The organism is Solimonas flava DSM 18980 (assembly GCF_000426685.1).
Taxonomy (GTDB): domain Bacteria; phylum Pseudomonadota; class Gammaproteobacteria; order Nevskiales; family Nevskiaceae; genus Solimonas; species Solimonas flava.
In genome coordinates this window covers 362658-386420 of the sequence record NZ_AUFV01000003.1, presented here as the reverse complement: position 1 = coordinate 386420, position 23763 = coordinate 362658, and the positions used below count along the sequence as shown (strand labels likewise).

Annotated in this window: 25 protein-coding genes; 8 read left to right on the top strand and 17 right to left on the bottom strand. The window is 69.1% G+C overall.

Annotated features, from left to right (window positions below):
- Positions 1-207: 207 nt before the first annotated feature.
- Positions 208-1194 (top strand): LLM class flavin-dependent oxidoreductase, encoded by a 987-nt coding sequence (locus K343_RS0106830; RefSeq protein ID WP_028007417.1) that lies wholly within the window; start codon positions 208-210, stop codon positions 1192-1194.
- 39 nt (positions 1195-1233) lie between these two features.
- Here K343_RS0106830 and K343_RS0106825 read toward each other — a convergent pair whose 3' ends face one another.
- Positions 1234-1503, bottom strand: a complete 270-nt coding sequence (locus K343_RS0106825; protein ID WP_154662465.1) for a hypothetical protein — start codon at positions 1501-1503, stop codon at positions 1234-1236.
- 365 nt (positions 1504-1868) lie between these two features.
- Here K343_RS0106825 and K343_RS0106820 point away from each other — a divergent pair, with 365 nt between their 5' ends.
- Positions 1869-3170, top strand: a complete 1302-nt coding sequence (locus K343_RS0106820) for an NADH:flavin oxidoreductase/NADH oxidase family protein (RefSeq protein WP_028007415.1) — start codon at positions 1869-1871, stop codon at positions 3168-3170.
- A 112-nt stretch (positions 3171-3282) separates the two neighbouring features.
- On the opposite strand, the gene K343_RS0106815 is transcribed toward K343_RS0106820, so the two are convergent.
- The 3 genes from K343_RS0106815 to sufT all read right to left on the bottom strand — a co-directional run bounded on the left by K343_RS0106815 (position 3283) and on the right by sufT (position 4885).
- Positions 3283-3792 (bottom strand): hypothetical protein, encoded by a 510-nt coding sequence (locus K343_RS0106815; protein ID WP_028007414.1) that lies wholly within the window; start codon positions 3790-3792, stop codon positions 3283-3285.
- A gap of 138 nt (positions 3793-3930) precedes the next feature.
- Positions 3931-4317: a Co2+/Mg2+ efflux facilitator ApaG/CorD gene (apaG, locus tag K343_RS0106810; RefSeq protein ID WP_028007413.1), complete on the bottom strand. Its 387-nt coding sequence runs from the start codon at positions 4315-4317 to the stop codon at positions 3931-3933.
- Between the two features lie 19 nt (positions 4318-4336).
- Entirely contained in the window at positions 4337-4885 is a 549-nt protein-coding gene (gene sufT, locus K343_RS0106805) for a putative Fe-S cluster assembly protein SufT (protein WP_020647782.1), read from the bottom strand.
- A 158-nt stretch (positions 4886-5043) separates the two neighbouring features.
- Here sufT and K343_RS0106800 point away from each other — a divergent pair, with 158 nt between their 5' ends.
- The 3 genes from K343_RS0106800 to K343_RS0106790 all read left to right on the top strand — a co-directional run bounded on the left by K343_RS0106800 (position 5044) and on the right by K343_RS0106790 (position 7588).
- The gene (locus tag K343_RS0106800; protein ID WP_028007412.1) at positions 5044-5772 is read left to right on the top strand and encodes an SIMPL domain-containing protein; all 729 of its coding nucleotides are present in this window, start codon (positions 5044-5046) and stop codon (positions 5770-5772) included.
- 245 nt (positions 5773-6017) lie between these two features.
- A complete protein-coding gene (purE, locus tag K343_RS0106795) occupies positions 6018-6488 on the top strand; it encodes a 5-(carboxyamino)imidazole ribonucleotide mutase (protein WP_051101772.1) in 471 nt (156 codons plus the stop codon).
- Positions 6485-7588: a 5-(carboxyamino)imidazole ribonucleotide synthase gene (locus K343_RS0106790; RefSeq protein WP_028007410.1), complete on the top strand. Its 1104-nt coding sequence runs from the start codon at positions 6485-6487 to the stop codon at positions 7586-7588. Before purE ends, K343_RS0106790 begins: the two co-directional genes overlap by 4 nt.
- Positions 7589-7607: 19 nt before the next feature.
- Here K343_RS0106790 and K343_RS0106785 read toward each other — a convergent pair whose 3' ends face one another.
- The 6 genes from K343_RS0106785 to hrpA form a co-directional block, all read right to left on the bottom strand.
- Positions 7608-8546 carry a DegV family protein gene (locus K343_RS0106785; protein WP_028007409.1) on the bottom strand — a complete coding sequence of 313 codons (939 nt, stop codon included), beginning with the start codon at positions 8544-8546 and terminating at the stop codon, positions 7608-7610.
- Between the two features lie 123 nt (positions 8547-8669).
- A complete protein-coding gene (gene yihG, locus K343_RS0106780) occupies positions 8670-9602 on the bottom strand; it encodes a 1-acylglycerol-3-phosphate O-acyltransferase, YihG family (RefSeq protein WP_028007408.1) in 933 nt (310 codons plus the stop codon).
- A 57-nt stretch (positions 9603-9659) separates the two neighbouring features.
- Positions 9660-10724 carry a uroporphyrinogen decarboxylase gene (gene hemE, locus K343_RS0106775; protein ID WP_028007407.1) on the bottom strand — a complete coding sequence of 355 codons (1065 nt, stop codon included), beginning with the start codon at positions 10722-10724 and terminating at the stop codon, positions 9660-9662.
- Positions 10725-10726: 2 nt separating this feature from the next.
- Positions 10727-11443 (bottom strand): orotidine-5'-phosphate decarboxylase, encoded by a 717-nt coding sequence (gene pyrF / locus K343_RS0106770; RefSeq protein WP_028007406.1) that lies wholly within the window; start codon positions 11441-11443, stop codon positions 10727-10729.
- 79 nt (positions 11444-11522) lie between these two features.
- A complete protein-coding gene (locus tag K343_RS0106765; protein WP_028007405.1) occupies positions 11523-12056 on the bottom strand; it encodes an NADPH-dependent FMN reductase in 534 nt (177 codons plus the stop codon).
- Positions 12053-15892, bottom strand: a complete 3840-nt coding sequence (gene hrpA, locus K343_RS0106760) for an ATP-dependent RNA helicase HrpA (RefSeq protein WP_051278013.1) — start codon at positions 15890-15892, stop codon at positions 12053-12055. The genes K343_RS0106765 and hrpA overlap by 4 nt, the downstream gene beginning before the upstream one ends.
- A gap of 116 nt (positions 15893-16008) precedes the next feature.
- Here hrpA and K343_RS0106755 point away from each other — a divergent pair, with 116 nt between their 5' ends.
- Positions 16009-17262 carry a DUF445 family protein gene (locus K343_RS0106755; RefSeq protein ID WP_051278012.1) on the top strand — a complete coding sequence of 418 codons (1254 nt, stop codon included), beginning with the start codon at positions 16009-16011 and terminating at the stop codon, positions 17260-17262.
- Between the two features lie 133 nt (positions 17263-17395).
- Here the strand turns inward: K343_RS0106755 and K343_RS0106750 are convergent, their stop codons facing one another.
- From K343_RS0106750 to K343_RS23925, 3 genes are all read right to left on the bottom strand, one after another.
- The gene (locus K343_RS0106750; RefSeq protein ID WP_028007402.1) at positions 17396-17692 is read right to left on the bottom strand and encodes a type II toxin-antitoxin system RelE/ParE family toxin; all 297 of its coding nucleotides are present in this window, start codon (positions 17690-17692) and stop codon (positions 17396-17398) included.
- Positions 17680-17964 (bottom strand): hypothetical protein, encoded by a 285-nt coding sequence (locus K343_RS24395; RefSeq protein ID WP_154662464.1) that lies wholly within the window; start codon positions 17962-17964, stop codon positions 17680-17682. The genes K343_RS0106750 and K343_RS24395 overlap by 13 nt, the downstream gene beginning before the upstream one ends.
- A 379-nt stretch (positions 17965-18343) precedes the next feature.
- Complete coding sequence (locus K343_RS23925) at positions 18344-18871, bottom strand: hypothetical protein (protein WP_084615740.1); 528 nt, start codon at positions 18869-18871, stop codon at positions 18344-18346.
- Positions 18872-19022: 151 nt separating this feature from the next.
- Here K343_RS23925 and K343_RS24390 point away from each other — a divergent pair, with 151 nt between their 5' ends.
- Positions 19023-19172 (top strand): hypothetical protein, encoded by a 150-nt coding sequence (locus K343_RS24390; RefSeq protein WP_043112267.1) that lies wholly within the window; start codon positions 19023-19025, stop codon positions 19170-19172.
- 27 nt (positions 19173-19199) lie between these two features.
- On the opposite strand, the gene K343_RS0106740 is transcribed toward K343_RS24390, so the two are convergent.
- The 3 genes from K343_RS0106740 to K343_RS0106735 all read right to left on the bottom strand — a co-directional run bounded on the left by K343_RS0106740 (position 19200) and on the right by K343_RS0106735 (position 21389).
- Positions 19200-19751 carry a DUF4256 domain-containing protein gene (locus K343_RS0106740; protein WP_028007401.1) on the bottom strand — a complete coding sequence of 184 codons (552 nt, stop codon included), beginning with the start codon at positions 19749-19751 and terminating at the stop codon, positions 19200-19202.
- A 112-nt stretch (positions 19752-19863) separates the two neighbouring features.
- Positions 19864-20442, bottom strand: coding sequence for a hypothetical protein (locus tag K343_RS24385; protein ID WP_154662463.1), 579 nt, complete (start codon positions 20440-20442; stop codon positions 19864-19866).
- A 38-nt stretch (positions 20443-20480) separates the two neighbouring features.
- On the bottom strand, positions 20481-21389 hold the full coding sequence (locus K343_RS0106735; protein ID WP_028007400.1) for a LysR family transcriptional regulator: 909 nt from the start codon (positions 21387-21389) through the stop codon (positions 20481-20483).
- Positions 21390-21505: 116 nt separating this feature from the next.
- On the opposite strand from K343_RS0106735, the gene K343_RS0106730 reads away from it, so the two are divergent.
- The gene (locus K343_RS0106730) at positions 21506-22693 is read left to right on the top strand and encodes an MFS transporter (protein ID WP_028007399.1); all 1188 of its coding nucleotides are present in this window, start codon (positions 21506-21508) and stop codon (positions 22691-22693) included.
- Positions 22694-22700: 7 nt separating this feature from the next.
- On the opposite strand, the gene K343_RS0106725 is transcribed toward K343_RS0106730, so the two are convergent.
- Positions 22701-23714, bottom strand: coding sequence for an AraC family transcriptional regulator (locus K343_RS0106725; RefSeq protein ID WP_028007398.1), 1014 nt, complete (start codon positions 23712-23714; stop codon positions 22701-22703).
- Between the last annotated feature and the right edge of the window lie 49 nt (positions 23715-23763).

Sequence of the window (23763 nt, the reverse complement as noted above, 5' to 3'; positions counted from 1 at the left end):
AGAATACTCCGGCGCTGGGCAAATTTGAATCAGCGGGACGGCCGCTGGCGCCCGCCGCCGGCGCAGCGTCGGCGCGCCGACCCGCAGCGGTCAGGCGCCGGCCCCGATCGCCGCCGCGCAGGTCCGTCGCGCACTGTCCCGGCAGCGGGACGCCGCATCTGGACCCGGCCGCTCGCCGCAGGCGCCGGCTTGACGGACAATGCGCCCATGCCGCTGCCTCTTTCGATCCTTGATCTGGCGCCGGTCGTCGACGGCACGCCCGCCGCCGTCTCGATCCGCCGCACCGTCGACCTCGCCCGGCTCGCCGAGCGCCTGGGCTTCCGGCGCCTCTGGCACGCGGAGCATCACGCGATGCCGAGCGTCGCCAGCTCGGCGCCGGAGCTGCTGATCGCGCACAGCGCCGCCGCCACCACCACGCTGCGCCTCGGCTCCGGCGGCATCATGCTGCCGAACCATCCGCCGCTGCGCGTCGCCGAGATGTTCCAGACGCTCGAAGCGCTCTATCCGGGCCGCATCGACCTCGGCCTCGGCCGCGCGCCCGGCGGGGTCCCCGGCGTGACGCGCGCCTTGCGCGCCGGCCGCGGCGAGCTGTTCCCGCAAATGCTCAACGAGCTGATCGCGCGCTCGCGCGGCGGCAAGGCCGGCTATCCGGACGGCGTGCACGCCGAGCCGGGCGGCGTCACGCTGCCGCCGGTGTGGCTGCTCGGGTCGAGCGGCGCGAGCGCACGCATGGCCGGCGAGGCCGGTTCAGGCTACGCCTTCGCCGCGCATTTCTCGCCGACGCCGGCGGCGCCCGCGATGCTCGCCTACCGCGAAGCCTTCCGGCCGTCGGAGCACTTCAAGACGCCGCACGCGATTCTCGGCGTCGCCGTGGTCTGCGCCGACAGCGAGGATCTCGCCCGCGAGCGCGCGTCGACGATGGAGCTGGCCTGGCTGCGCATCCAGAGCGGCCGGTTCCTGCCGCTGCCGAGCCCGGCCGAGGCACTCGCCTATCCGTACAGCGAGTACGAACAGGCGGCGCTGCGCGAATGGCGCGAGCGCACGATCGTCGGCACGCCGGCGCAGGTGCGCGAGCGCCTGCTGGCGCTGGCCGACGAGACGCGCGCCGACGAGATCATGATCGTCTGCAATCTCTACGATCACGCCGCGCGGCTGCGCTCGCACGAACTCGTCGCCGAAGCGATGGCGCGTTGAAGCGCCGGCGCGATCCGCCGAGGGCCTGCTGACAGGCCTCTAGCGGGCCGCGGCGCCCGGTTTGCGCTGCACAACCTTGGCCGTGCGATGCGGCGCCGGCTTCGCGTGACGGGCCGCCTTGGCGTGGTGCGCGCTGCGGGCGTGACGCGCGGACGAAGGCGCCGCCGCTTTGCCGTGCGCCGCCTTCTTGTGCGCGGCCCGATGGACCGTCTGCTGCGATCGGGCGGGCGCCGCGCCGGCCGCGGTGCTCGCCGCATAGGCCGGAACGGCCGCCAGAGCCAGCAGGGCGGCACCGGACAGCAATGCCATCAATTGTCTGTTCATCTCTACCGACCCATCGGAACGTCCACGCCGGACGAAGTCAGAATAATGTCAGCGTACGGTCATCTCAATGCCGCCCGGCGGTGATCCCGCGGCGGGCGCTCCCGGCAGCCGAGGCCGGCTCGCAGAATCCGCCCCGGCCGTCGATGCCCGCCGGCCGCCGGGCACGGCGGCGCTGACGCCCGCCTCCGGCGAAGACCGGCGGCACGTACCCTGCGCCGCGCCGGGAAGCCGATTCGCCGGACGGCAGCGATCTGCGCCATTACAATCGCCGGCAACCGCAGGCGCGGACGGCGGCAATCGAATGCCGGACCGCCGCCCAGAACAAACGACCGTCTTCCGAGGAGAACCCCGTGACCGACCTGCTCGCGCAGCCGCTGGCGCTGCCCTGCGGCGCTCGCCTGCCGAACCGCCTGTGCAAGGCGGCGATGACCGAAGGCCTCGCCGATCCGCAGCTGCGTCCGACCGAGCGCCACGTCGCGCTGTACCGGCGCTGGGCCGAGGGTGGCGCCGGCCTGCTGATCACCGGCAACGTGCAGATCGACCGCCGCGTGCTCGAGCGCCCGGCCAATGTCGCGCTCGACCCGGCACCGCCGGACGCCGAGACGCTGCGCCGCCTGCGCGCCTGGAGCCGCGCCGGCACCAGCGCCGGCAACCACCTGTGGATGCAGATTTCACACGCCGGCCGGCAATCGCCGTGGTATGTGACGCGCGAGCCGCTGGCGCCGTCGCCGGTGCAGCTCAAGCTGCTCGCCAACTACGCCAAACCCCGCGCGCTGCGCGAGGAAGAGATCCTCGACTTCATCCAGCGCTACGCGCGCGTCGCCGCCACCGCGCGCGAGACCGGCTTCACCGGCGTGCAGATCCACGCCGCGCACGGCTATCTGCTGAGTTCGTTCCTGTCACCGGCGACGAACCGGCGCACGGACGCCTGGGGCGGTTCGCTCGAGAACCGCGCGCGCATGCTGATCGAAACGATCCGCGCGACGCGCAAGGCCGTCGGCGCCGACTTCCCGGTCTCGGTCAAGCTCAACTCCGACGACTTCCGCAAGGGCGGCTTCACGCACGAAGACTGCCTGCAGGTGGTGCGCTGGCTCAACGACGAACAGCTCGACCTGCTGGAGCTGTCCGGCGGCACCTATGAACAGCCGCGCCTGCTCGGCTATGCCGGCAAGGACGCCGACGCCACGCCGCAGCGCGCGAGCACGCGCCAGCGCGAGGCCTACTTCCTCGACTACGCCGCCGACGTGCGCCGGATCGCGACGATGCCGCTGATGGTGACTGGCGGGTTTCGCACGCGCGCCGGCATCGAGGAAGCGCTCGGCGGCGCGGTCGACGTGGTCGGCCTCGGCCGTCCGCTGTGCGGCGAGCCGGATCTGCCGAAGCGCCTGCTCGCGCGGCAGATCGACGCGCTGCCGCGCTACGAGAAGCGCATGCAGCTGGGCCCCGGCATCCTCGGACCGACGACCAAGATCTTCCTGTTCCGCCTGATCAACGTCTTCGGCCAGCAGGGCTGGTACTACCTGCAGCTGTACCGGCTCGCCGACGGTCTCGGCCCGAATCTGAAGCTCGGCGTGTTCGGCGCGTTCTGGCGCTATCTCGCCGACGAGTATCGGCAGGCCTGGCGGATGCACCGCGCGCGGCGCCATTCGTAGCGCGTCGTCCGTCGGGCGGGTCGGCGTCACCGCGACGATGCCCGCCCGGCGCACCCGTGCCGTCGCAGCAGCGGCGCTCGCGGCCTTCGCGGCAAGGCAGCGGGCGGCTCGCCTACGATGCCAGATAGGCGCGAACCTTCTCGTCGTTGAGCAGATTCATGACGCCTTCAGCGATGCAGCCGTTGAGGTCCTGGAACAGATCGCCGCTCGAATGCGGAACGGTCTTCTCGATGAGCGCGCCGTTGCCGAGCCTGGCTTCGTAGACGATGTTGCTCTTCCAGAAGAACGCGATATAGCGGCTTTGCAGCGAAGCAACTTTCAGCTCGATCGTCTTGGCCTTGGCAACGCCGTTGCTCTGCGTGTTCTTCGCCAGCTCGCCGGCCGTCTGCTGCACCATGGTCTCGGTGATCGTGTTCAGCGTCGCACTGAGCTTCATGCCGCTGTACGAGTAGACGATGGTCTGCTCGGTCGACGGCTGGGCGTTGATGACCTGGACCGGCGCCGTCGTGTTGAACTTGGAAATCAGGCCGTCTCGCAGCGGATACTGGACCGGTGTGTAGGGCCGGGTTCCGCAAGCCGTCAGCAGCAGTGCGCCAAGCAGCGCCAGCATCATCGAACGCATGGAAGAATCCCCTGAAAAGACCGCGTTGTCGGTGCGATGTCTGCGCCCCTCCGCGCAGAACAGCGGTGACTTTACAGAAGGCGTGGCGCCGCAAGAGCGAGCTGCATCACGCGCGGCGCGCGGATCCGGGCCGCGGCCTCAGTTCAGCGCCGTCGGCACCGCGAGCCGGAACGGACTGATGCGCGCATCGAAGCTTTCGCGCGTATCGGGCAGCACCATGTTGAACTCGCCGTGCATGGTGCCGACCGGCGTCGTCAGCGGACAGCCGCTCGTGTACTGGAACTCCTCGCCCGGCGCGAGCACCGGCTGGTAGCCGACCACGCCGGGACCGCGCACGTCCTCGACATGGCCCTCGCCGTCGGTGATGACCCAGTGCCGCGACAGCAGCTGCACGGTCTGCTCGCCTTCGTTGCGGATCGTGATGTGGTACGCGAACAGGTACTGGCTGCGGTCGGGGTCCGACTGCTCGGCGACGAAGCGCGGCTGCACGATGATACGGATGCCTCGGGTCACGGTGTCCGACATCGCCCTGCTCCTTTGCCGGTCAGTACATGCCGGTCGCGAGCCTGGCCGCTTCCGACATCATCGACTGGTTCCAAGGCGGATCGAAGACCAGCTCGACGTCGGTCTCGGCGATCGTCGGGATCTGCTCGATCTTGCTCTTGACGTCGGCGACCAGGATATCGCCCATGCCGCAGCCCGGCGCGGTCAGCGTCATGCGCACGCGCGCGCGGCGGCGACCGGGTTCGAGGGTCTCGACCTTGCACTCGTAGACCAGGCCCAGCTCGACGATATCGACCGGGATCTCGGGGTCGTAGCAGGTCTTCAGCTGCGCCCAGACCGCCTGCTCGATTTCCTCGTCGCTGGCGTCGGCGGCGATCTCCGGCGCGCGCACCACTTCCTGGCCGATGGCATCGGCGTCCTTGCCCTCGAGGCGGAACAAGTGCCCCTCGACCTGCACGGTGAAGCTGCCGCCGAGCGCCTGCGTGATCTGCGCGCGCGCGCCCTCCGGCAGCTCGACCTTGGTCCCCTGCGGGATCAGGATGCCGATGACGTCACGGGTCAGGGTGACGGGTTCGTGGAAGGCGCTCATGGATGGGTCAGGATCGCGCCCGGCGGCGCGACAAAAAACGGGATGGGCGATCTTAAACCAGCGCGCCGCGCGCTGCTGCCGGCGTGCGCCGCGTTCAGCTTCAGGCCGGCCGGCTCGCCTATGATCGGCGCGTTTGATCCCACCGCGAGACCCGAACAATGAAGAAGATCGCCTGGTTGCTGCCTGCCCTGCTGTTCGCCAGCGCCGCCGCGTCCGCGGCCGACGCCCCGCCGCCGCGCCTGGTCGCCGTCAGCGGCCAGGGCGAGGTCAGCGTCGCCCCCGACCGCGCGCGTCTGAGCCTGGCCGCCGACGCGCTGCATCCGGATCTGAAGACCGCCGAGTCGCAGGTCAACGCCATCGTCCGCGCCTATCTGGCCGAGGCCAAGGCGCTCGGCGCCAAGGACGAGCAGATCTCGACCGCCGGCATCAGCCTCAACCCGGAGTACGTCTGGGACGACAAGCTGCACCAGCAGAAGCTGGTCGGCTACCGCGCGCGGCGCACGATCGAGGTCGTCGTCACCGATCTCGACAAGCTCGGCGACTACGTGCTGCGCGCGACCAAGGCCGGCGTCAACCACGTCAGCCCGCCGCAGCTCGAATCGAGCCGCAGCGACGAACTGCAGCGCCAGGCGCTCGCCAAGGCGGCGCAGGACGCCCAGGCCCGCGCCAAGCTGCTCGCCGACACGCTCGGCGTGAAGCTCGGCGCCGTACGCAGCGTCCGCGCCAACGACGAGGTACGGCCGATGCCGGTGATGTACAAGGCGGAGATGCGCGTCGCCGCCGCGCCGATGGCCGACGCCAGCGGCAACGAGCAGATCGGTTTCGCCGGCGGCGAGATCAAGTACAGCGCTTCGGTCTCCGCCGAGTTCGACCTCGCCGAGCGCTGAGCCCGGTCGCGGGCCCGGATCCGCGCGGCGCGCGCGTCCGGGCCCGTTTTATTTGCTCCGATAAAATTACGAAACCGCGCGTTCTCGCGCGGCCGGCACCGGCGCGGCCGAAGCCCCGGTGCGCGCGATCCCCTGCAATGCAATAATCCTGCGCTTTCCTCCCCGCGTTCGCTGAGGGGCCGAAAGTGGCCAGTCGCAAGAAAACCTCCCCGCCCGCCGCACCCCGCGCCGTCGTCGGTCTCATCATGGGCTCTCGCTCCGACTGGGAGACGATGGCGCATGCGGCGCAAACGCTTGAAGATCTCGGCGTGCCGTATGAGGCACGCGTGGTCTCGGCGCATCGCACCCCCGATCTGCTGTTCGAATACGCCGAACAGGCCAGCGGCCGCGGCCTGCGCGTGATCATCGCCGGCGCCGGCGGCGCCGCGCATCTGCCCGGCATGTGCGCCGCCAAGACCGCGCTGCCGGTGCTCGGCGTGCCGGTGCAGAGCAAGGCCCTCAACGGCCTCGACTCGCTGCTGTCGATCGTGCAGATGCCGGCCGGCATCCCGGTCGCGACGCTGGCGATCGGCAAGGCCGGCGCCACCAACGCCGCACTGCTCGCGGCCGCGATCCTGGCCACCACCGACAAGCGCCTCGCGGCGCGGCTCGACGCGTTCCGCAGCCGCCAGACCGCCAAAGTCCTCGACGACGAACCGCTGAAGCTGCCCGCATGAAAATCGGCATCCTGGGGGCCGGCCAGCTGGGTCGGATGCTGGCCCTGGCGGGCTATCCGCTCGATTTCGACTTCGTGTTCCTCGATCCGGCGACCGAAGCCTGCGCCGCGCCGCTCGGCGCGCACATCCACGCCGACTACGTCGACGAAAAGGCGCTCGCCGATTTCTGCGACGCCGTCGACCTCGCCACCTACGAGTTCGAGAACGTGCCGGCGAAGACCGCCGAGTCCATCGCCGCGCGCATTCCGCTGCTGCCGGCGCCGGTCGCGCTGACCGTCGGCCAGGATCGCCTGTCGGAGAAATCGCTGTTCGACAAGCTCGGCATCCCGGTGCCGCGCTACATGCCGGTGGCGACGCGCGAAGCGCTCGATCTCGCGGTGCGCAACATCGGCCTGCCGGCGGTGCTGAAGACGCGCCGCCTCGGCTACGACGGCAAGGGTCAGGCCGTGCTGAGAAAGCCCGAGGATCTCGACACCGCCTGGGCCAAGCTCGGCGGCCAGGCGCTGATCCTCGAAGCGTTCGTGCCGTTCGAGCGCGAAGTCTCCTGCCTCGCGGTGCGCGGCCAGGACGGCGAGATGCGCTTCTACCCGGTCGTCGAGAACGTGCATCGCGACGGCATCCTGCGCACGGCGACGCCGCAGGCCAACGATCCGCTGCAGCGCCACGCCGAGGACTACGCGCGACGCGTCTGCGAACACCTCGGCTACGTCGGCGTGCTCGCCTTCGAGTTCTTCGTCGCCGCCGGCCCGGACGGCGGCCAGCTGCTCGCCAACGAGATCGCGCCGCGCGTGCACAACTCCGGGCACTGGACGATCGAGGGCGCGGTCTGCTCGCAGTTCGAGAACCACCTGCGCGCGATCGCCGGCCTGCCGCTCGGCTCGACCGCGCTGCGCGGCCCGAGCGTGATGGTGAACTTCATCGGCGACGCACCGAAGAACACCGCGCTGGCGGCGATTCCCGGCGTGCACATCCATCACTACGGCAAGACGCCGAAGCCGCAGCGCAAGGTCGGCCATGCGACGGTGACGGCGGCCAGCGATGCGGAACTCGCCGAGCGCCTCGCGCAGCTGCAGGCGCTGGTCGCCGCGGTCGAAAGCTGAAGCCCGCGCGAAGCCCCGCTTACTCGCTGAACGGACGCCGCTCGCCGGCATAGGCGACCGACACGCAGCCGGCGCCGATGTTCACCGCCGAGGTCGCCGACATCACGCTCTCGAGCAGCTCGACGCCGCGCCGCGCCGCGGCTTCGCGCAGCGCGTCGTAGCCCGGCAGCCGCTGCAGCTCGGTCAGTTCGCCGCCGTAGCTGATGGCGACATGCGGCACGTACAGCGCGCCGTGCTCGATCTGCCGCGCCACCTGCGCCAACGCACCGGCGACCGCGCGCTCGTAGCCCTGCACGCGCGCCACCGGCTCGGTATCGCCGCGGTAGGCGAGGATCACCGGCCGCAGATCGAGCGCGGTGCCGATCGCATAGCTGAGCCAGTCGACGCTGCGTTCGCCCTTCTTCTGCGCGCGGTGGTGCACGTAGTACAGATCGCCCGGCACGAGGTAGGTGCAGACGTGATCGCGCAGCGCGTCGAGATGGCGGCGCAGCTCGAACGGCGTGATGCCGTCGCGCACGCGCTTGGCGGCTTCCGCGACCAGCACGCCGGTGCCGGCCAGCGCCGTGCGCGAATCGACCACGCGCAGCACGAACGGGCCGCGCGCCGTCGGCGCCGACTGCTCGTCGGCGAGAATCGAGAACGAGGCCTTGGCGGCGTTCTCGAACGTGCTGCTGCGTGTCGCGCTGATGGTGATGCAGAACGCGTAGTCGTAGAACGGCACGATGCGCCGCAGCAGCAGGGCCCGCGTCTGCTCGACGCTGTAGGCAACGGTGTCGGCGTCGAAGTCGCGCTGCGCCAGCTGGCGCGCATAGAAGCGCCGCGTCGCGCGCGGATCGCGGACGTCGTCGAGCAGCTCGTCGCCGAGCTGGATCGTCACCGGCAGGATGCCGATGTCGTGCGACTTGATGAACTCCGACGGCAGATCGCAAGTGGCGTCGGCGACCACGCCGATGCGCATGGACGGCTCCGGACGGCAAAGGAGCCGATTATGCGAGGCGGCGGCGCCCCGTCTTCAGGCAGCTGACGAACGTGGCGATCCGCCCGCCGGACATCGCGGTCCGGCGCCGGACGTGGCGAATCGTTACAGCGCCGCCGGGCGCGGCGCCTGCACCGCCGGACGGCCGCCGAGCAGGCGGTTGAGGCGGGCGTCCTTGCGCGTCCAGACGGTGTTGATCCAGCCCTGGAAGCGGGCACGGAATTCGGCATCGTTCTCGTAGTCGCCGTGCATCAGCTCGGCCGGGATCGGCAGCACGTCGACGTGGACGTCCATCTGATCCTGCTCGCCGCAGCACCAGCTCCACAGCAGCGGCTTGCGGGTCGGCCGGTAGGCGATGGTGACGTCGATGACGCCGGCGAACTGCTCGCCCATCGCATTGAGCGTGAACGACATGCCGCCGGCTTTCGGCCGCAGCAGATGGCGGTACGGCGAGCGCTTGGCGACGCGCTTGGCCTCGGTGAAGCGCGTGCCTTCGAGGAAGTTGATGACCGTGACCGGCTCGCTGCGGTAGAGCTCGCAGGCGCGGCGCGTCGCTTCGAGATCCTTGCCCTTCAGTTCCGGTCGCGCCGCGAGCTGCGCCGGGCTGTAGCGGCGCATGAACGGAAAATCCATCGCCCAGCAGGCCAGACCGATGACCGGCACGTACAGCAGTTCGTACTTGAGGAAGAAGCGCGGGAACGGCACGCGCCCGTGCAGGATGTCGAACAGCAGCAGGATGTCAGCCCAGGACTGGTGGTTGGCGATCAGCAGGTAGTTGGCGCGCGGATCGAGCGGCGTGCGCACATCGACCTCCCACTGCACGGCGTGCAGCAGGCGCAGGATGATCTTGTTGTTCGACGCCCAGTTGGTCGCCACCCACACGCACCAATGGCTGCAGGCGCGCTGCAGCGGGCGGTACGGCAGCAGCTTGAGGAGGATCGCGGGCAGCAGCAGCAGGAACGCGGCAACCGTTGTCAGCAGGATCGCGGCGGCGGTGATGACGCCGACCACGCTGGGCGGAAAGATCACCGAAAGCATCGCGGTAACTCCTCATCGAAAGCCTGACGCCGGCGCCCCGCGCGCCGGCGCAGCGCGTCAGTCGGCCCGATGGTACGCGGGGCTCAGGCGGCGCACCGCCTCGATCATCGCCGCCGCGTGCTCCGGCGGCGTCGTCGGCAGGATGCCGTGGCCGAGATTGAAGACGTGGCCGGGGCCCGGACCGTAACTCGCCAGCGTGCGTGCCACCGCGGCCTCGATCTTCGCCGGGCCGGCGAACAGCCAGGCCGGGTCGAGATTGCCCTGCAGCGCGACGCGGGAGCCGACGCGCGCACGCGCCGCGCCGAGATCGGTGGTCCAGTCCAGGCCCAGCGCGTCGCAGCCGGTATCGGCCATCGCTTCGAGATGCTGGCCACCGTTCTTGGTGAACAGGATCACCGGCACCTCGGGCGCGACGCGCTTGAGGTGGGCGACGATCTTCGCCATCGGCTGCAGCGAGAAGCGCAGATAGTCGTCGGGCGCGAGCACGCCGCCCCAGGTGTCGAACACCATCAGCGCGTCGGCGCCGGCGGCGAGCTGCGCTTCCAGATAGAGGCTGACGGACGCCGCCAGCTTGGCGAGCAGGCTGTCGAGCAGCTCGGGCGCGTCGTAGCCCATGCGCTTGATCGTCACGAAGTCCGAACCGCCGGCGCCCTCGACCATGTAGGTCGCCAGCGTCCACGGGCTGCCGGAGAAGCCGATCAGCGGCAGGCGGTTGCCGAGCGCGGCGCGGATCGTCGTCACCGCGTCCATCACGTAGCGCAGCTCGACGTTCGGGTCCGGCACCGGCAGCTGGGCAATCGCGCGTTCGTCGCGCACCGGGCGGTCGAACACCGGGCCCTCGCCCTCGACGAAGCGCAGGCCCAGGCCCATCGCATCGGGAATCGTCAGGATGTCGGAGAACAGGATCGCGGCGTCGAGACCGTAGCGCGCCAGCGGCTGCAGCGTAACCTCGCAGCACAGCTCCGGATTGCGGCACAGCGCCATGAAGTCGCGGGCCTTCTTGCGACTCTCGCGGTACTCCGGCAGGTAGCGTCCGGCCTGGCGCATCATCCAGGTCGGGGTGTAGTCCACCGGCTGGCGCTTCAGCGCGCGCAGGAAGCGGTCGTTGTCGAGCGTGCGGATGCTCATGCGCGGCCCGCCTCGGCGAGCGCCTGCGCGATCTCGGCCTGGATCTGCTGCGCCATCGCGCGCGGATCGGCGGCGTCGCGGATCGGCCGGCCGATGACGAGATAGTCGGCGCCGGCCTTGATCGCCGCGGCCGGCGTCATGATGCGTTTCTGATCGGCCTCGACGCGATTCTCGACCGGGCGGATGCCGGGCGTCACGCAGATCAGCTCGCGCGGCGCTTCGGCGCGCAGCTTCGCGACTTCCAGGCCCGAGGACACCACGCCATCGCAGCCGGCAGCCAGCGCGCGGCGCGCGCGCGACAGCACCAGCGCGGCGACGTCGCACTGGAAACCCAGATCGTTCAGATCGCCCTGATCGAGGCTGGTCAGCGCCGTCACCGCGAGCACCCTGGTGGCGCCGGACTTGGCCTTGGCGGCCGCTTCCATGATCGACTGGTTGCCGTGCACCGTGCAGAAGTCGGCGCCGCGCTCGGACAGATTGCGCACGGCGCGCGCGACGGTCTCGGGAATGTCGAAGAACTTGAGGTCGACGAAGACCTTCTTGCCCTCGCCCTTGAGCGCGTCGAGCAGCTCGAAGAAGCCCGGCGCCATCAAGAGCTCGAGGCCGATCTTGTAGAAGTGCACGGCGTCGCCGAGCGTGGCGACGAGCTGGCGGGCATCGGCGGCGGTCGGCACGTCGAGCGCGGCGATCAGGCGATCCTGCGCGGCAATCATGGGCAATCCGGGAACGAGCGGGAGGGCGAATTGTCGGCGCCCGCCAGTCCGGCGGCAACCGGCGCGGTGGCCGGCGCGGCTAGCCGCGCGTGGCAATCGCCGCGGCGAAGGCCGCGAGCGCCGTACGCAACGGCGCCGCGAGCGCCGGCTCGGCGACGATCGCGGCGCCGTCGCGGGTGCCGCCGAGCAGCGGCAGACTCAGGCCGGCGGCGTCGACGACGACCCCCGACATGGTGCGCAGCGTCTCGGCGAGCTGCGCCGGCGCGAACCCGGCGCGCGTCGTGGCGTTGAGCAGCGCGACCGGCTTGCCGACGAATTCCGGCCCGGCGACCAGCCAGTCGAGCGCGTTCTTCATCACGCCGGACACGCCGTGCGCGTATTCGGGACTGGAGATCAGCAGGCCGTCGGCGGCGGCGACGGCGGCGCGCCACGCGCGCACCGGCGCCGGCAGGTCGCCCTCCAGATCCGGATTGAACGGCGGCAGCGCGTCGAGCGGATGGCACACGATGCGCACGCCGTCCGGCGCCAGCACCGGCAGCGCATCGAGCAGCGCCCGGTTCGACGACTGCCGGCGCAGGCTGCCGCAGACCGCCAGCCAGCGCTGCGCGTTCATGGCCGGGGCTGCGCCAGCGCTTCGCGCAGCGCCTGCGGCGACGGCCGGCCGACGGCTTTCAGCTCCTGCGCGAACAGGGCGATGCGCCATTCTTCGAGCAGCCAGCGCGCCGGCTGCGCAAGATCCGGCAGCTTCTCGGCGAACGGCGCCAGCTGCTTGGTCAGATCCTCGTCGCGCACCGGTTTCTGCGGCAGGCGTTCGAGCCGCACCTGCAGCGCACGCAGATAGAGCGCGACGCGCGGCCACTGCGGATCGGGGATCGCCAGCACGAAGTCGGCGCCGAACAGACTCGCCAGCTGCGCCTGCATGTCGGCGGCCGACAGCGGCCATTTGCTCTTGCAGGCGTCCAGCGTCCTGCGGATCGCCAGCGCCGCGTTGAGCCAGTTGACGAGGCTGTCGAGCCGCGCCTGCGCGTCGAGGCTGAACGCCGCGCGGCGTTCGAGCGCGGCCTGGAAATCGGCGCGCGTACGCACCGGCGCGTCGAGCAGCCTGGCGTCGGCGGCGCGCGCGGCCAGCTGCAGCGCGATCTTGTCGACGTCGAGCTGGAACGGCACGGCCAGCAGCGCCAGCTTCAGGCGTGCGTTCTTGGCCAGATCGCGCAGGCGCTCGGGCATGCGCAGCAGCAGCAGCTGCCGCGTGCCGGCGCGATGCGCGGCGGCGGCGGCCTCGCGCGATTCGAACAGGCGCAGATCGACCTGGCCGTCGTGCGCAGCCAGCGCCGGATAGCCGCGCGCGCCGCCGGGCAGCGGCACCGATTCCGGCAGCGCGTCGAAATCCCAGTCGCCCAGCTTCTCGCGCGCCCACTGCTTGAGGGTGTCGTCGCGGCTCGCCGCTTGGTTCAGCGCGCGGCGGGCGTCGCCGCTGAAGCGGCCGCGCAGGCCGTCGAGCGTGTCGGCGACGCCGAGCACGGCGCCCTTGTCGTTTTCCAGCTGCAGACGCGGCCGCAGATAGGCTTCGAGCCGGTCCGGCGCGAAATCCGAGGGCTCCAGGCGCACGCCGGTCATCGCCTGCAGCGCCGTGCACATGGCCGGCAGCAGCGCGCCGTCGTCCGGCGTCAGACGCGCGTTCAGGGCCTGCGCGTATTCGGCGGCCGGCATCACCTGGCGCCGCAGATGCTGCGGCAGCGTGCGGATCAGCGCTTCGAGCTTGGCCGCGCGCAGGCCCGGCACCAGCCACTCGAAGCGCTCCGCCGGCAGCTGGTGGACCTGCGCGAGCGGGATGTGGAAGGTGACGCCGTCGTGCTCCTCGCCGGGCTCGTGCGAGTACGAAAGCTTGAGCGTGACGCCACCGAGTTCCAGGCGATCCGGGAACAGGCTTTCGACGTCGGCATTGGCGCCCGGCCGCAGCGCGTCGGCCTCCGCCATCGTCAGCGCCTTCTGCGCCTGCGGCTCGCGCTTGAGCCAGCTGCGCAGCGCCGCCGCCGTGCACACCTCGGGCGGCACGCGCGCGTCATAGAACGCGTAGAACTGTTCGTCGCCGGCCAGCAGGTCCGGGCGGCGCATCTTGGCTTCCTTGTCGCGGATCGCTTCGATCAGCTGCAGATTGGCGTCGAGGAAAGCCGGCTTGCGCGGCAGATGGCCGCCGACCAGCGCCTCGCGAATGAAGATCTCGCGCGCTTCGAGCGGATGCGTCGAGCCGTAGTGGCGCGCACGCGTCAGCAGCGGCAGGCCGAGCAGGCTGACGTGCTCGGTCGCCGTCACCTCGCCGCGCTCGGCGTTCCACTGCGGATGCAGCAGCACGCGCTTGACCAGATGCGGCGCGACGCGCTCCAGCCAGTCCGGCTCGATCGCCGCATTGGTGCGCGCGTACAGCTGCGTGGTCTGCGCGAGCTGCGCGCTCATCACCCATTGCGGCGGCTTCTTGATCAGCGCCGAACCCGGATGGATCTTGAAGCGGCGGTTGCGCGGGCCCTGGTACTCGTTCTTCTCCGGCAGCTTGTGGCCGATGTGATCGATCAAACCGGCCAGCAGCGCTTCATGGACCGGCACGTACAGCTCGTCGAGCGCTTCGTTGGTCCAGCGCGCGTCCGATGCCGGCCGGCCGCTTTCGTCGCTGGCCAGATCGCGGATCTGGCGATGCACCGCCTCCCATTCCTCCATGCGCAGGAAGGAGACGTAATGCTCGCGGCAGATGCGGCGCAGCTGGCGGTTCGAGTGGCTGTCGCTCCAGTCGCGCCACTGCTGCCAGAGCTTGAGCAGCGTGAGGAAATCCGAGCGCGGATGGCGCCAGCCGGCGTGCTTCTGCCGCGCCGCGTCCTGCGCCTCGGCCGGCACTTCGTGCGGGTCCTGCACCGACATCGCCGCCGCCAGCACGAGGATCGCCTCGCGCGCACTGCTGCCGCGGCCGGCGAGCGCGATGCGCGCGACGCGCGGATCGAGCGGCAGGCGCGCCAGCTCGCGGCCGAGCGGCGTCAGCTGGCGCGCCTCATCGAGCGCGCCGAGCGTCTGCAGCACGCGGTAGGCGTCGGCGACGTGGCGGCTGTCCGGCGCATCGACCCACGGAAACGCCTCGACATCGCCGAGGCCCAGTGCCGTCATGCTGAGAATCACGCCGGCCAGATTGGCGCGGCGGATTTCCGGATCGGTGAACGCCGGCCGCGCCGCGAAATCGTCCTCGCCGTAGAGGCGCACGCAGATGCCGGGGCCGAGGCGGCCGCAGCGGCCGGCGCGCTGATTGGCGGCGGCCTGCGAGACCGGCTCGATCTGCAGCTGCTGCACGCCGGTGCGCGGCGCGAAGCGGTTGATGCGCGCGGTGCCGGTGTCGACGACATAGCGGATGCCGGGCACCGTCACCGAGGTTTCGGCGACGTTGGTCGCCAGCACGATGCGCGGCTGCTTGCCCGGCGAGAACACCGCATCCTGCGCGTTCGCGGCCAGCCGCGAATACAGCGGCAGCACTTCGGCGCGCTGGAAGCGACCGCTCAGCACGCGCGCGGCGTCGCTGATCTCGCGCTCGCCGGGCAGGAACACCAGCACGTCGCCGTTCGGCCGGCCGCGCCAGAGATCGTCGATCGCCGCGGCGATCGCGCCTTCCTGATCGCCGTCGTCGGCCGGCGGCCGGTAGCGCATCTCGACCGGATAGGTACGGCCCGAGACGAACAGCATCGGCGCGTCGTTGAAGTGCCGCGACAGCTTTTCCGGATCGAGCGTCGCCGAGGTGACGATCACTTTCAGGTCCGGCCGCTGCGGCAGGATGCGCTTGAGCCAGCCGAGCAGAAAGTCGATGTTGAGGCTGCGCTCGTGGGCCTCGTCGATGATGATGGTGTCGTAGGCGGTGAGCAGATGGTCGCGGCCCAGCTCGGCGAGCAGGATGCCGTCGGTCATCAGCTTGACCAGCGAGCGCTCGGAGACGCGGCGATCGAAGCGCGTCTCGTAGCCGACCAGCTCGCCGAGCCGCGTGTCGAGCTCGCTGGCGATGCGATTGGCGACGCTGCGCGCGGCCAGACGCCGCGGCTGTGTATGACCGATCAGGCCGCGCGCGCCGCGGCCCAGCTCCAGGCACAGCTTCGGCAGCTGCGTGGTCTTGCCCGAACCGGTCTCGCCGCAGACGACGACGACCTGATGGTTGCGAATCGCCTCGCACAGCTCGTCCTTGGCCTGCACCACCGGCAGCTCGTCCGGATAGCGGATCGAGACCGGCCGCGCGCGCTGGCGGTTCTCATAGCGCAGCTTGGCCTGCGCCACATCGCGATCGAGCCGCGCCAGATCGACCTTCGCGCCGCGCCGCGCGCGTTCGAGCAGGCGCACGAAGCCGGCGTGATCGCGCGCCAGCAGTTCGTCGCGGGCGGCGTCCAGCGTCGCCCGTACGGCATCGAGAGTGGCCGCCGCGATGGTCATGGCTGGCGGTGCGGCCGATAGGCAGCGCGCGGGGGCTTGGGCACAATCCGGATCATCAGAGCAAATCTAAAAGACGGTGGCCGAACGCGCCGGCCGTCGCCCGGGGGGAGCAGGGAATGGAGTGGTTGACGCATTGGCTTGACTGGCACGCGATCGCGGCGGACGTCCGACAGCACTTCTGGATTTATCTTTCGCTGCCTTTCGTCAGCGCCATCATCGGCTACGTCACCAAGGTGGTGGCGATCCGCATGATGTTCCAGCCCATCGAATTCATCGGACTCAAGGCCCCGTACCTCGGCTGGCAGGGCATTATCCCGCGAAACGCGGCGAAGATGGCAGGCATCTCCGTCGACCTGATGACCTCGCAGCTGATCAGCGTCCGCGAAGTCTTCACCCGGCTCGATCCGGACCGCGTCGCCCGCGAGCTGGAGCCGGCGTTGATCGACGCGATGGACCGCATCACCCGCGACGTCGCCGAGCGTTTCCAGCCCGGCCTGTGGAGCACGCTGCCGGAGTTCGTGCGGCGCCGCATCGTGCAGCGCGTGCAGGGCGACCTGCCCGGCATGGTCGCCGGCATCATGCGCGACATCCACACCCACATCGAAGAGCTGTTCGACCTCAAGACCATGGTCGTCGGCAACCTCGTGCGCGACAAGAAGCTGCTCAACCGCATCTTCTGGGAAACCGGCCGCCAGGAGTTCAAATTCTTCGGCACCGCCGGCTTCTACTTCGGCTTCGGCATCGGCATCGTGCAGATGATCTGCTGGGTCATCTGGAAACAGCCCTGGATGCTGCCGGCCTTCGGCCTGTTCGTCGGCTTCGCCAGCGACTGGCTCGCGCTGCAGATGCTGTTCCGCCCGCTGCGGCCGCGGCGCGTGCTCGGGCTGACCGTGCAAGGCCTGTTCCTGCGCCGCCAGCAGGAAGTCGCGCACGACTACGGCAACCTGATCGCCGACCAGATCCTCACGCCGGACAAGGTCTGGGAGGCGGTGCTCAAGGGCCCGCTGTCGGACCGCTTGTTCGAGCTGCTGCAGCACCACGTCAAGCTCGCCGTCGACGAACAGGCCGGCGCCGCGCGGCCGCTGGTGGCGATGCTGATCGGCTCACGCAAATACGCGGACATGAAAGTCGCCGTCGCCGAAAGCCTGATGCGCGAGCTGCCGCACGCCCTGCAGTCCATCAACCACTACGCCGAAGACGCGATGGACATCCGCAACACCCTCATCCGCAAGATGCAGGCCCTGAGTCCCGAGCAGTTCGAGGGCATGCTGCGGCCGGTGTTCAAGGAAGACGAGTGGGTCCTCATCACCGTGGGCGCCGTGCTGGGCTTCCTCGTCGGCGAGCTGCAGGTGTTCCTGATGGTGCATTAGGCGCGGCGGGCCACGTCGCAAGCCCTCGGCGCCGCCGCATGCACGGCTGCAACCTGCGCTTGCCGCGATCAGCGTTCCACTTCACCTACGGGCCTGCGGAGAGTCCGTCACCGCTTTACCGGAGGCACCCCAGCTACTCCAGCGCATAGCCGGATTCGCGCTGATGTCTTATCGACAAGATCAGTACGACGTCCTGCTCCTGCTCATGGCTATACAACGCGACATATCCAGACTTGCCGCGAGAAATCACAAGCTCTCTTAGCCCTTGCTCCGCGGAGCGCCCGATCAGCGGATGATTCTCAAGGATCTGTACGGCTTCGGCGATGAGATCAACCGTCTCCAGCGCTACGGCCGGCTCGGCCTGCAAGAGAAAGTCGGTGAGCCGGCCGAGATCGGCGAGCGCACGATCGGCATAGATTACGCGCGCCAAGCTTTTGCTCTGGGCTTCTTGGCGGACATGCCCTGCGCCCGAGCGCGCATGTACGCGTGCACTTCGTCGGCTGCGTACCCCTTTCCGGATTCAAGGGCTTCTTTCCTCGAAGCAACAGCGTCCGCCACGAATTGCGCCCGCCGCTCCGCATTCGTGGCAGCGGCACGAATGGCGTCGACCATGAATGCATGCGGGGTAACGCCTTGTTGCTTTGCTGCTGCGACCGCCAGCTGTTTTACGTCTTCGGGAAGCTTCAAAGAGGTCGTGGACATTGCCAGGCACTCCGCAAATCAGGTGTCACCACGGTAACACCGGCGCGGCAATCGCGGCAAGCCGGCCTCCATGCATGGCCCAGACTGCATGACATTCACCGTCATGGTACCGGCCTCGCAAAGGCCGTAACTCGGGTTAGCGAAGCGCCGGATCCGCATCGAACCGCCCGGGAAACAAAGCCGATGACCAGCGTGAGCGCGGCAAAAAGTTCGTTGCGAACGTGTGGCTCTCCCGGCGAGGATTTCCATGAAGGCTCTGCCTGCAACGCAGGCTCTCGACGAAGCCAAACTTACGACGGCAACCACCTTCGCACGCCGCGATCAGCGGTTCACTTCACCTGCGGGCTTGCGGGAGGAGTCCATGTACTGTTGTTAGTGCTCATTCGACGCGGATGTTCTTGGTTATGCAACCAAGTGACAGCGCTTTAGTTCGCTTCTTGTAGAAATACGCCACGTTGAACGGCGACTTCGTGTGATTGCCTTTTCCCAGAGACGGCCATTCTCTGAACCGTTCGATATCGTGGTCTGTGGCTGGCGTGTCCGAAAAGTCGAGCAGCACCATAACAGCCAGCCCATCATGCTTTATCAGCTTCTTGATTTCTTTCGTATTGACCGAAGACGAAATGTTCGCCTTGGCTTTTCCCTTGCTGCGTACCGCCAGCTCAATAGCAACGTTCCCTACGAGGAAGTCCACGCGACCGCTACCGCTTAGGGACCCCGGAAGAACAGCCTTTGCCTCCGGAACAAGAGATTCTCCGAAATAACCCAGCAGGAACGACCTGACAATAGGCTGAAGTTCGCGCTCTGTATATTCCTTGAGACGCAGGGTCTTGCAAAACTCTTTTCGATGCATTGAAGCGAATAAGAGATCAAACGCCTCAACGACCTCTGTCACCGTTACGGCCATAACTCCCCTCTTTGAACTCTAGACAATATGACTTCCGCCGTCAGAGGCGCTGACCTTCGCAAAGGCCGTAACGCGGGTTAGCGAAGCGCCAGAGCCGCAGGAGCGAGTCAGGACTACGCTCATCAGTCGGTTTCCTTCAGCGGAGCTCAGCATGGCAAACGATAGCACCGCCTTTGTGGGTCTGGACGTTCACAAGGATTCGATCGTGGCGGCCTATTCGGTCGGTTTCGGCGACATGCGGAGTGTCGGTCCAATCGGTTTTCTGGAGCGTGACGTCGATCGGTTTTGCACGCGGCGGTAGAGCAAGGCCTCGCACCAACGTCTTTTGCTAAACCCGCAACAGGCCGCGAAACCCTCTGGCCGCGTAGTACGACTGGGCGCCGTTGTGGTACACGAACACCGAGTCGTAGCGGCGATCACCGAACAGCGCGCCGCCGAGTTTCCTGATCTCCGGCGGCGTCACGATCCAGCTGGATGTCTTGGCATCGAAGCAGCCGAGTCTTTGCAGCTCGCGATACTGCGCCTCGGTCAGCAGTTCGATGCCCATGGCCGCCGCCATGTCCACGACGTTGCCGGCCGGCTTGTTCTCCTTTCTCGAGTCCAGCGCATCACGGTCGAAGCACAGGCTTCTGCGGCCGCCGGGGCTTTCGGCGGAACAGTCACAGAAGATGACTTGCCCGGTGTTCTTGTCGTGGCCGATGACGTCCGGCTCACCGCCGGTCGCTTCCATTTCGTGAAGCGACTGCAGCTTCCCCGGCTCTGCCGAAATCCGCGCCTGCACCCAAGACCAGTCGATGCCTTTGTGTCGACCCACGTTCGTCTCGAAACGATCCTTGAGCACGCAGATCAGCGCGTCACCTTGCTTCTTCGTCAGACCCATGGCGCATCGCCTCCAACTTCACCGGATGTTTTGAAGAACGCGCACGAAGACTTCCCGGCACTCGGCGCCCGCATGGGGGGCCGCCGGAGGGGAGGCGGTCGACCTGAGCAGCTTACTGGGCGTTTATGCATCCGCTCTTTCGCGAAACAAATCGCCCTTGCCTAGATGGAACAGGCTCAAGGACCACCTTGCCATCGGCCATGCGCCCGAACCAGCTTTGCCAGTGGTCTACTCGCGCTGCATCTGGGTAGCTTACTTTTAACTCAGTGGCAGACTGCCACGATAAATTCACGTCGTAGCCCTGCTTGAGAGTCAGGATCCGTGCGGGCGAGCTGACGCCGCGCTCGAATACAGCCACAGCCTCGTACTGCCAGCCCGCGGCGCCGCCGCCGAATTCTCGAAAGAACTCCGCCCTGAACTGCCCTCCCGGCGCTTCGCAGCCAAAGAAGACCTCTCTTTCAGCAGCCCCCTTTCCACAGGCTGCCAGGAGAAGTGCGGACGACAATACGAGCACACGCATTTTTTCTTTAAGCCCGACGCTCATCGGTTGGCACGGGTAATGTGCCGTCAGGCCGGCCGACACGGTCGGAAAGTTCATCACACGGTCCAGGGCGTTGAACGGCGGATATTCCGGCCGCCTGACGGCCCATCCGAACGCGCGTTCGAGCGGCGGGATCGAGAGCGCCCACATCCGGCTTGGCGCCGGCACCGGCAAGCCGCGCGGCCCCCTCATTCAGTCACCGTCGCGCGCTCGACCAGGAAATCGACGAACGCGCGGACGCGCGCCGCCGGCTTGTCGTGGCCGAGATAGAGGGCGTGGATCTCTTCGCGGTCGCCCGGCGCGTAATCCTCAAGCAGGGGCACGAGACGACCGGCGGCGAGGTCGGCGCCGATCAGGAAGTGCGCGAGCCGCACGATGCCGGCGCCGGCCACTGCCATCAGGCGCAGCGCTTCGCCGGAGTTGCCGTAAAAGTTGCCGTGCACCGCCTGTCGCTGCGGCGCGTTGGCGCTGCCCGGCGCCGGGCGCAGGTTCCAGCCTTCGAGCACGCGGCGGAAGTTGAAGTTGAGGCAGTTGTGGCGGTCCAGCTCGGCCGGCGTGCGCGGAGTGCCGTGGCGCTGCAGGTAGGCCGGCGCGGCGGCGACGATCCAGCGGCTGGCGCCGAGCGGGCGGGCACGCAGCGTCGAGTCGCGCAGCGGCCCATGGCGCACGGCGACGTCCATGCGCTGGTCAACGAGATCGACGAGCGCGTCGGTCAGCGAAAGATCGACGCTCACCTGCGGATGGCGCTCGAGGAATTCCGGCAGCACCGGCAGCAGGCAGTGCAGGCCGAACGGCACCGACGCCGTCACGCGCAGGCGGCCGCGCGCTTCGGCGCGTGCGGCCGTGAAGCTGCGCTCCAGATCGTCGATCTCGGCGGCGATGGCCTGGGCGCGCACACGGAAGGCCTCGCCCTCGGCGGTCAGCGTCAGCGCGCGCGTGGTCCGCTGCAGCAGGCGCACGCCGAGCCGCGCTTCGAGCCGCGCGATCGTGCGGCTGACGGCCGACGGCGTGACGCGCAGCACCTTTGCCGCCGCGGCAAAGCTGCCGCCGTCGACGACGCGCAGAAACACTTCGATCTCGCCGCTGCGATTGTCCATGGGTCCGCCGATTCGTGATTCCGATGCAAGATCGTCGTGCCTGGCGACATTCTTATCATCAATCGCGAAGGCGAGCATCGTAGCGCCCCTTTTCTCGTGTCCTGTGGAGCGTCGCGATGCCTCTCGCCCTCTATGCCCTCACCGCCGGCGCCTTCGGCATCGGCGTCACCGAGTTCGTCATCATGGGCCTGCTGTTGCAGGTCAGCGGCGATCTCGGCGTGTCGATTCCGGCCGCCGGCTTTCTGATCTCGGGCTATGCGCTCGGCGTCGTGGTCGGCGCGCCGCTGATGACGGTGGCGACCGGGCGCTGGCCGCGCAAGACCGTGCTGCTGGCGCTGATGGCGATCTTCACGCTCGGCAACCTCGCCTGCGCGCTGGCACCGAACTACGCGACGCTGCTCGCGGCGCGCGTCTTCACCGCCTTCGCGCACGGCACGTTCTTCGGCGTCGGCTCGGTGGTGGCGACCGGTCTGGTCGCGCCCGCGCGACGCGCCTCGGCGATCGCCGTAATGTTCACCGGCCTGACCGTCGCCAACATCCTCGGCGTGCCGTTCGGGACCTGGCTCGGCCAGAGCTTCGGCTGGCGCGCGACGTTCTGGGCGGTATCGGCGGTCGGCGTGGTCGCCTTCGCGGTGATCGCGCTGCTGGTGCCGCGCAACGCCGGCGCGCCGGAGGCCGGCGACTGGCGCGCCGACCTGCGCGCGCTGGCCCGCGCGCCGGTGCTGCTCGGCCTGCTGACGACGGTGCTCGGCTTCGGCGGCATGTTCGCGGTGTTCACTTACATCGCGCCGATCCTCACCGAGATCAGCGGCTTCTCCGAGAAAGCGGTATCGCCGATCCTGCTGGTGTTCGGCGGCGGCCTGATCGTCGGCAATCTGCTCGGCGGCCGGCTCGCCGACCGCCGCCTCTACGCGGCGCTGCTCGGCACGCTGCTGGCGCTGACCGCGACGCTGGTGCTGATGCGCTTCGCGATCCACGACCGCACGCTCGCGGTGCTCTTCGTCGGCCTGCTCGGCGCGACCTCGTTCGCGACCGTGCCGCCGCTGCAGATGTGGGTACTCGACAAGGTGCAGGGCGCCGGCCAGAGCCTGGCGTCGAGCTTCAACATCGGCGCGTTCAATCTCGGCAACGCCGCCGGCGCCTGGCTCGGCGGCACGGTGATCGGCCACGGCTACGGCCTCGGTGCGGTGACCTGGGCCGGCGCGCTGCTGCCGCTGGCGGCGGTCGGCGTGGCGCTGTGGGCGCGCCAGCTCGAACGCCGGCGCGCCGCCGCGCCGGTCGCGGTGCCCTGCGCCGCCGACTGAGCCGGCGCTAGCGCTGCCGGTGCGCGCTCGGCGCGCGGCCGGCGGCGCGGCGGAACGCGCGCGTGAAGTTGGAAGCGTCGGTGTAGCCGAGTTCGTGCGCGATCTGCGTGACGCTGAGGCCGCGCCGCAGCAGCTCGCAGGCGCGCTCGTGCCGGACCTGCAGCGCCAGCGTGCGGAAGCTGGCGCCCTCGCGCTTGAGGTAACGATCGAGCGTGCGCGGCGAGAGGTTCAGCGTCTGCGCCAGCTCGCCGAGCGTCGGCATGCCGTCGGCGCTCTCGCGCAGCATCATCGCCACCCAGTCGCGCACCTGGCCGACCGCGACGGCGTTGCGCAGCAGTTCGGCGCAGCGCGCTTCCGCCATCTTCAGCGCACCGGCATCGGCCATCGGCAGCGGATGGCGCGTGAAGTCGGCATCGAACAGCAGGCGCACGCCGGGCGAGCCGATGCTGCCGAAGTGGCATTGCGCGCCGCTCAGCTCGGCGTAACGCGCGACGTGCAGCGGCGGCGGCACCGAGAAGTGCAGCTGGCTCGCCGGCATCTCGCCGCTGCTCAGCATCTTGATCTCCCAGTACGTCGCCGCGGCGATCGCCTCCAGATGGAACGCGAGGCAGGCGTGGCTTTGCGGAAAGGCCGGCGCGTAGCGGATCTCGGTGCGGCCGCCGGCGGCGCGGTAGTGCATGCGAAAGCTCGGCATCACCAGCCGGAAATAACGCGCCAGCACGCGCAGCGCATAGTCGATGTCGGGACTGCTGAGCATCGCGAAGCCGACGCTGGCGTGCGAGCTCGGCTTCAGCACGCGGCCGACGTCGAACGCCAGATCGGCCAGGCCCGGCATCGCCAGCACCTGCGCGACCAGCGCCTCGACCTGGCTCCAGCGCAGCTTGGCCTCCGGCAGGGCCATCGCCTCCGGCTTCAGGCGTACCGCACGCAGCAGCGCGAGCACGTCGACGCCGCGCGCGGCGAGCACCTCGCCCATGCGCACGTAGTAGCGCGCCGGCACTTCGGGGTCATTGCGCTTCATGTCGCGGCTCGGGTCGCGGGTCCAAATGCGGGTCCGGACGGCACTGTCT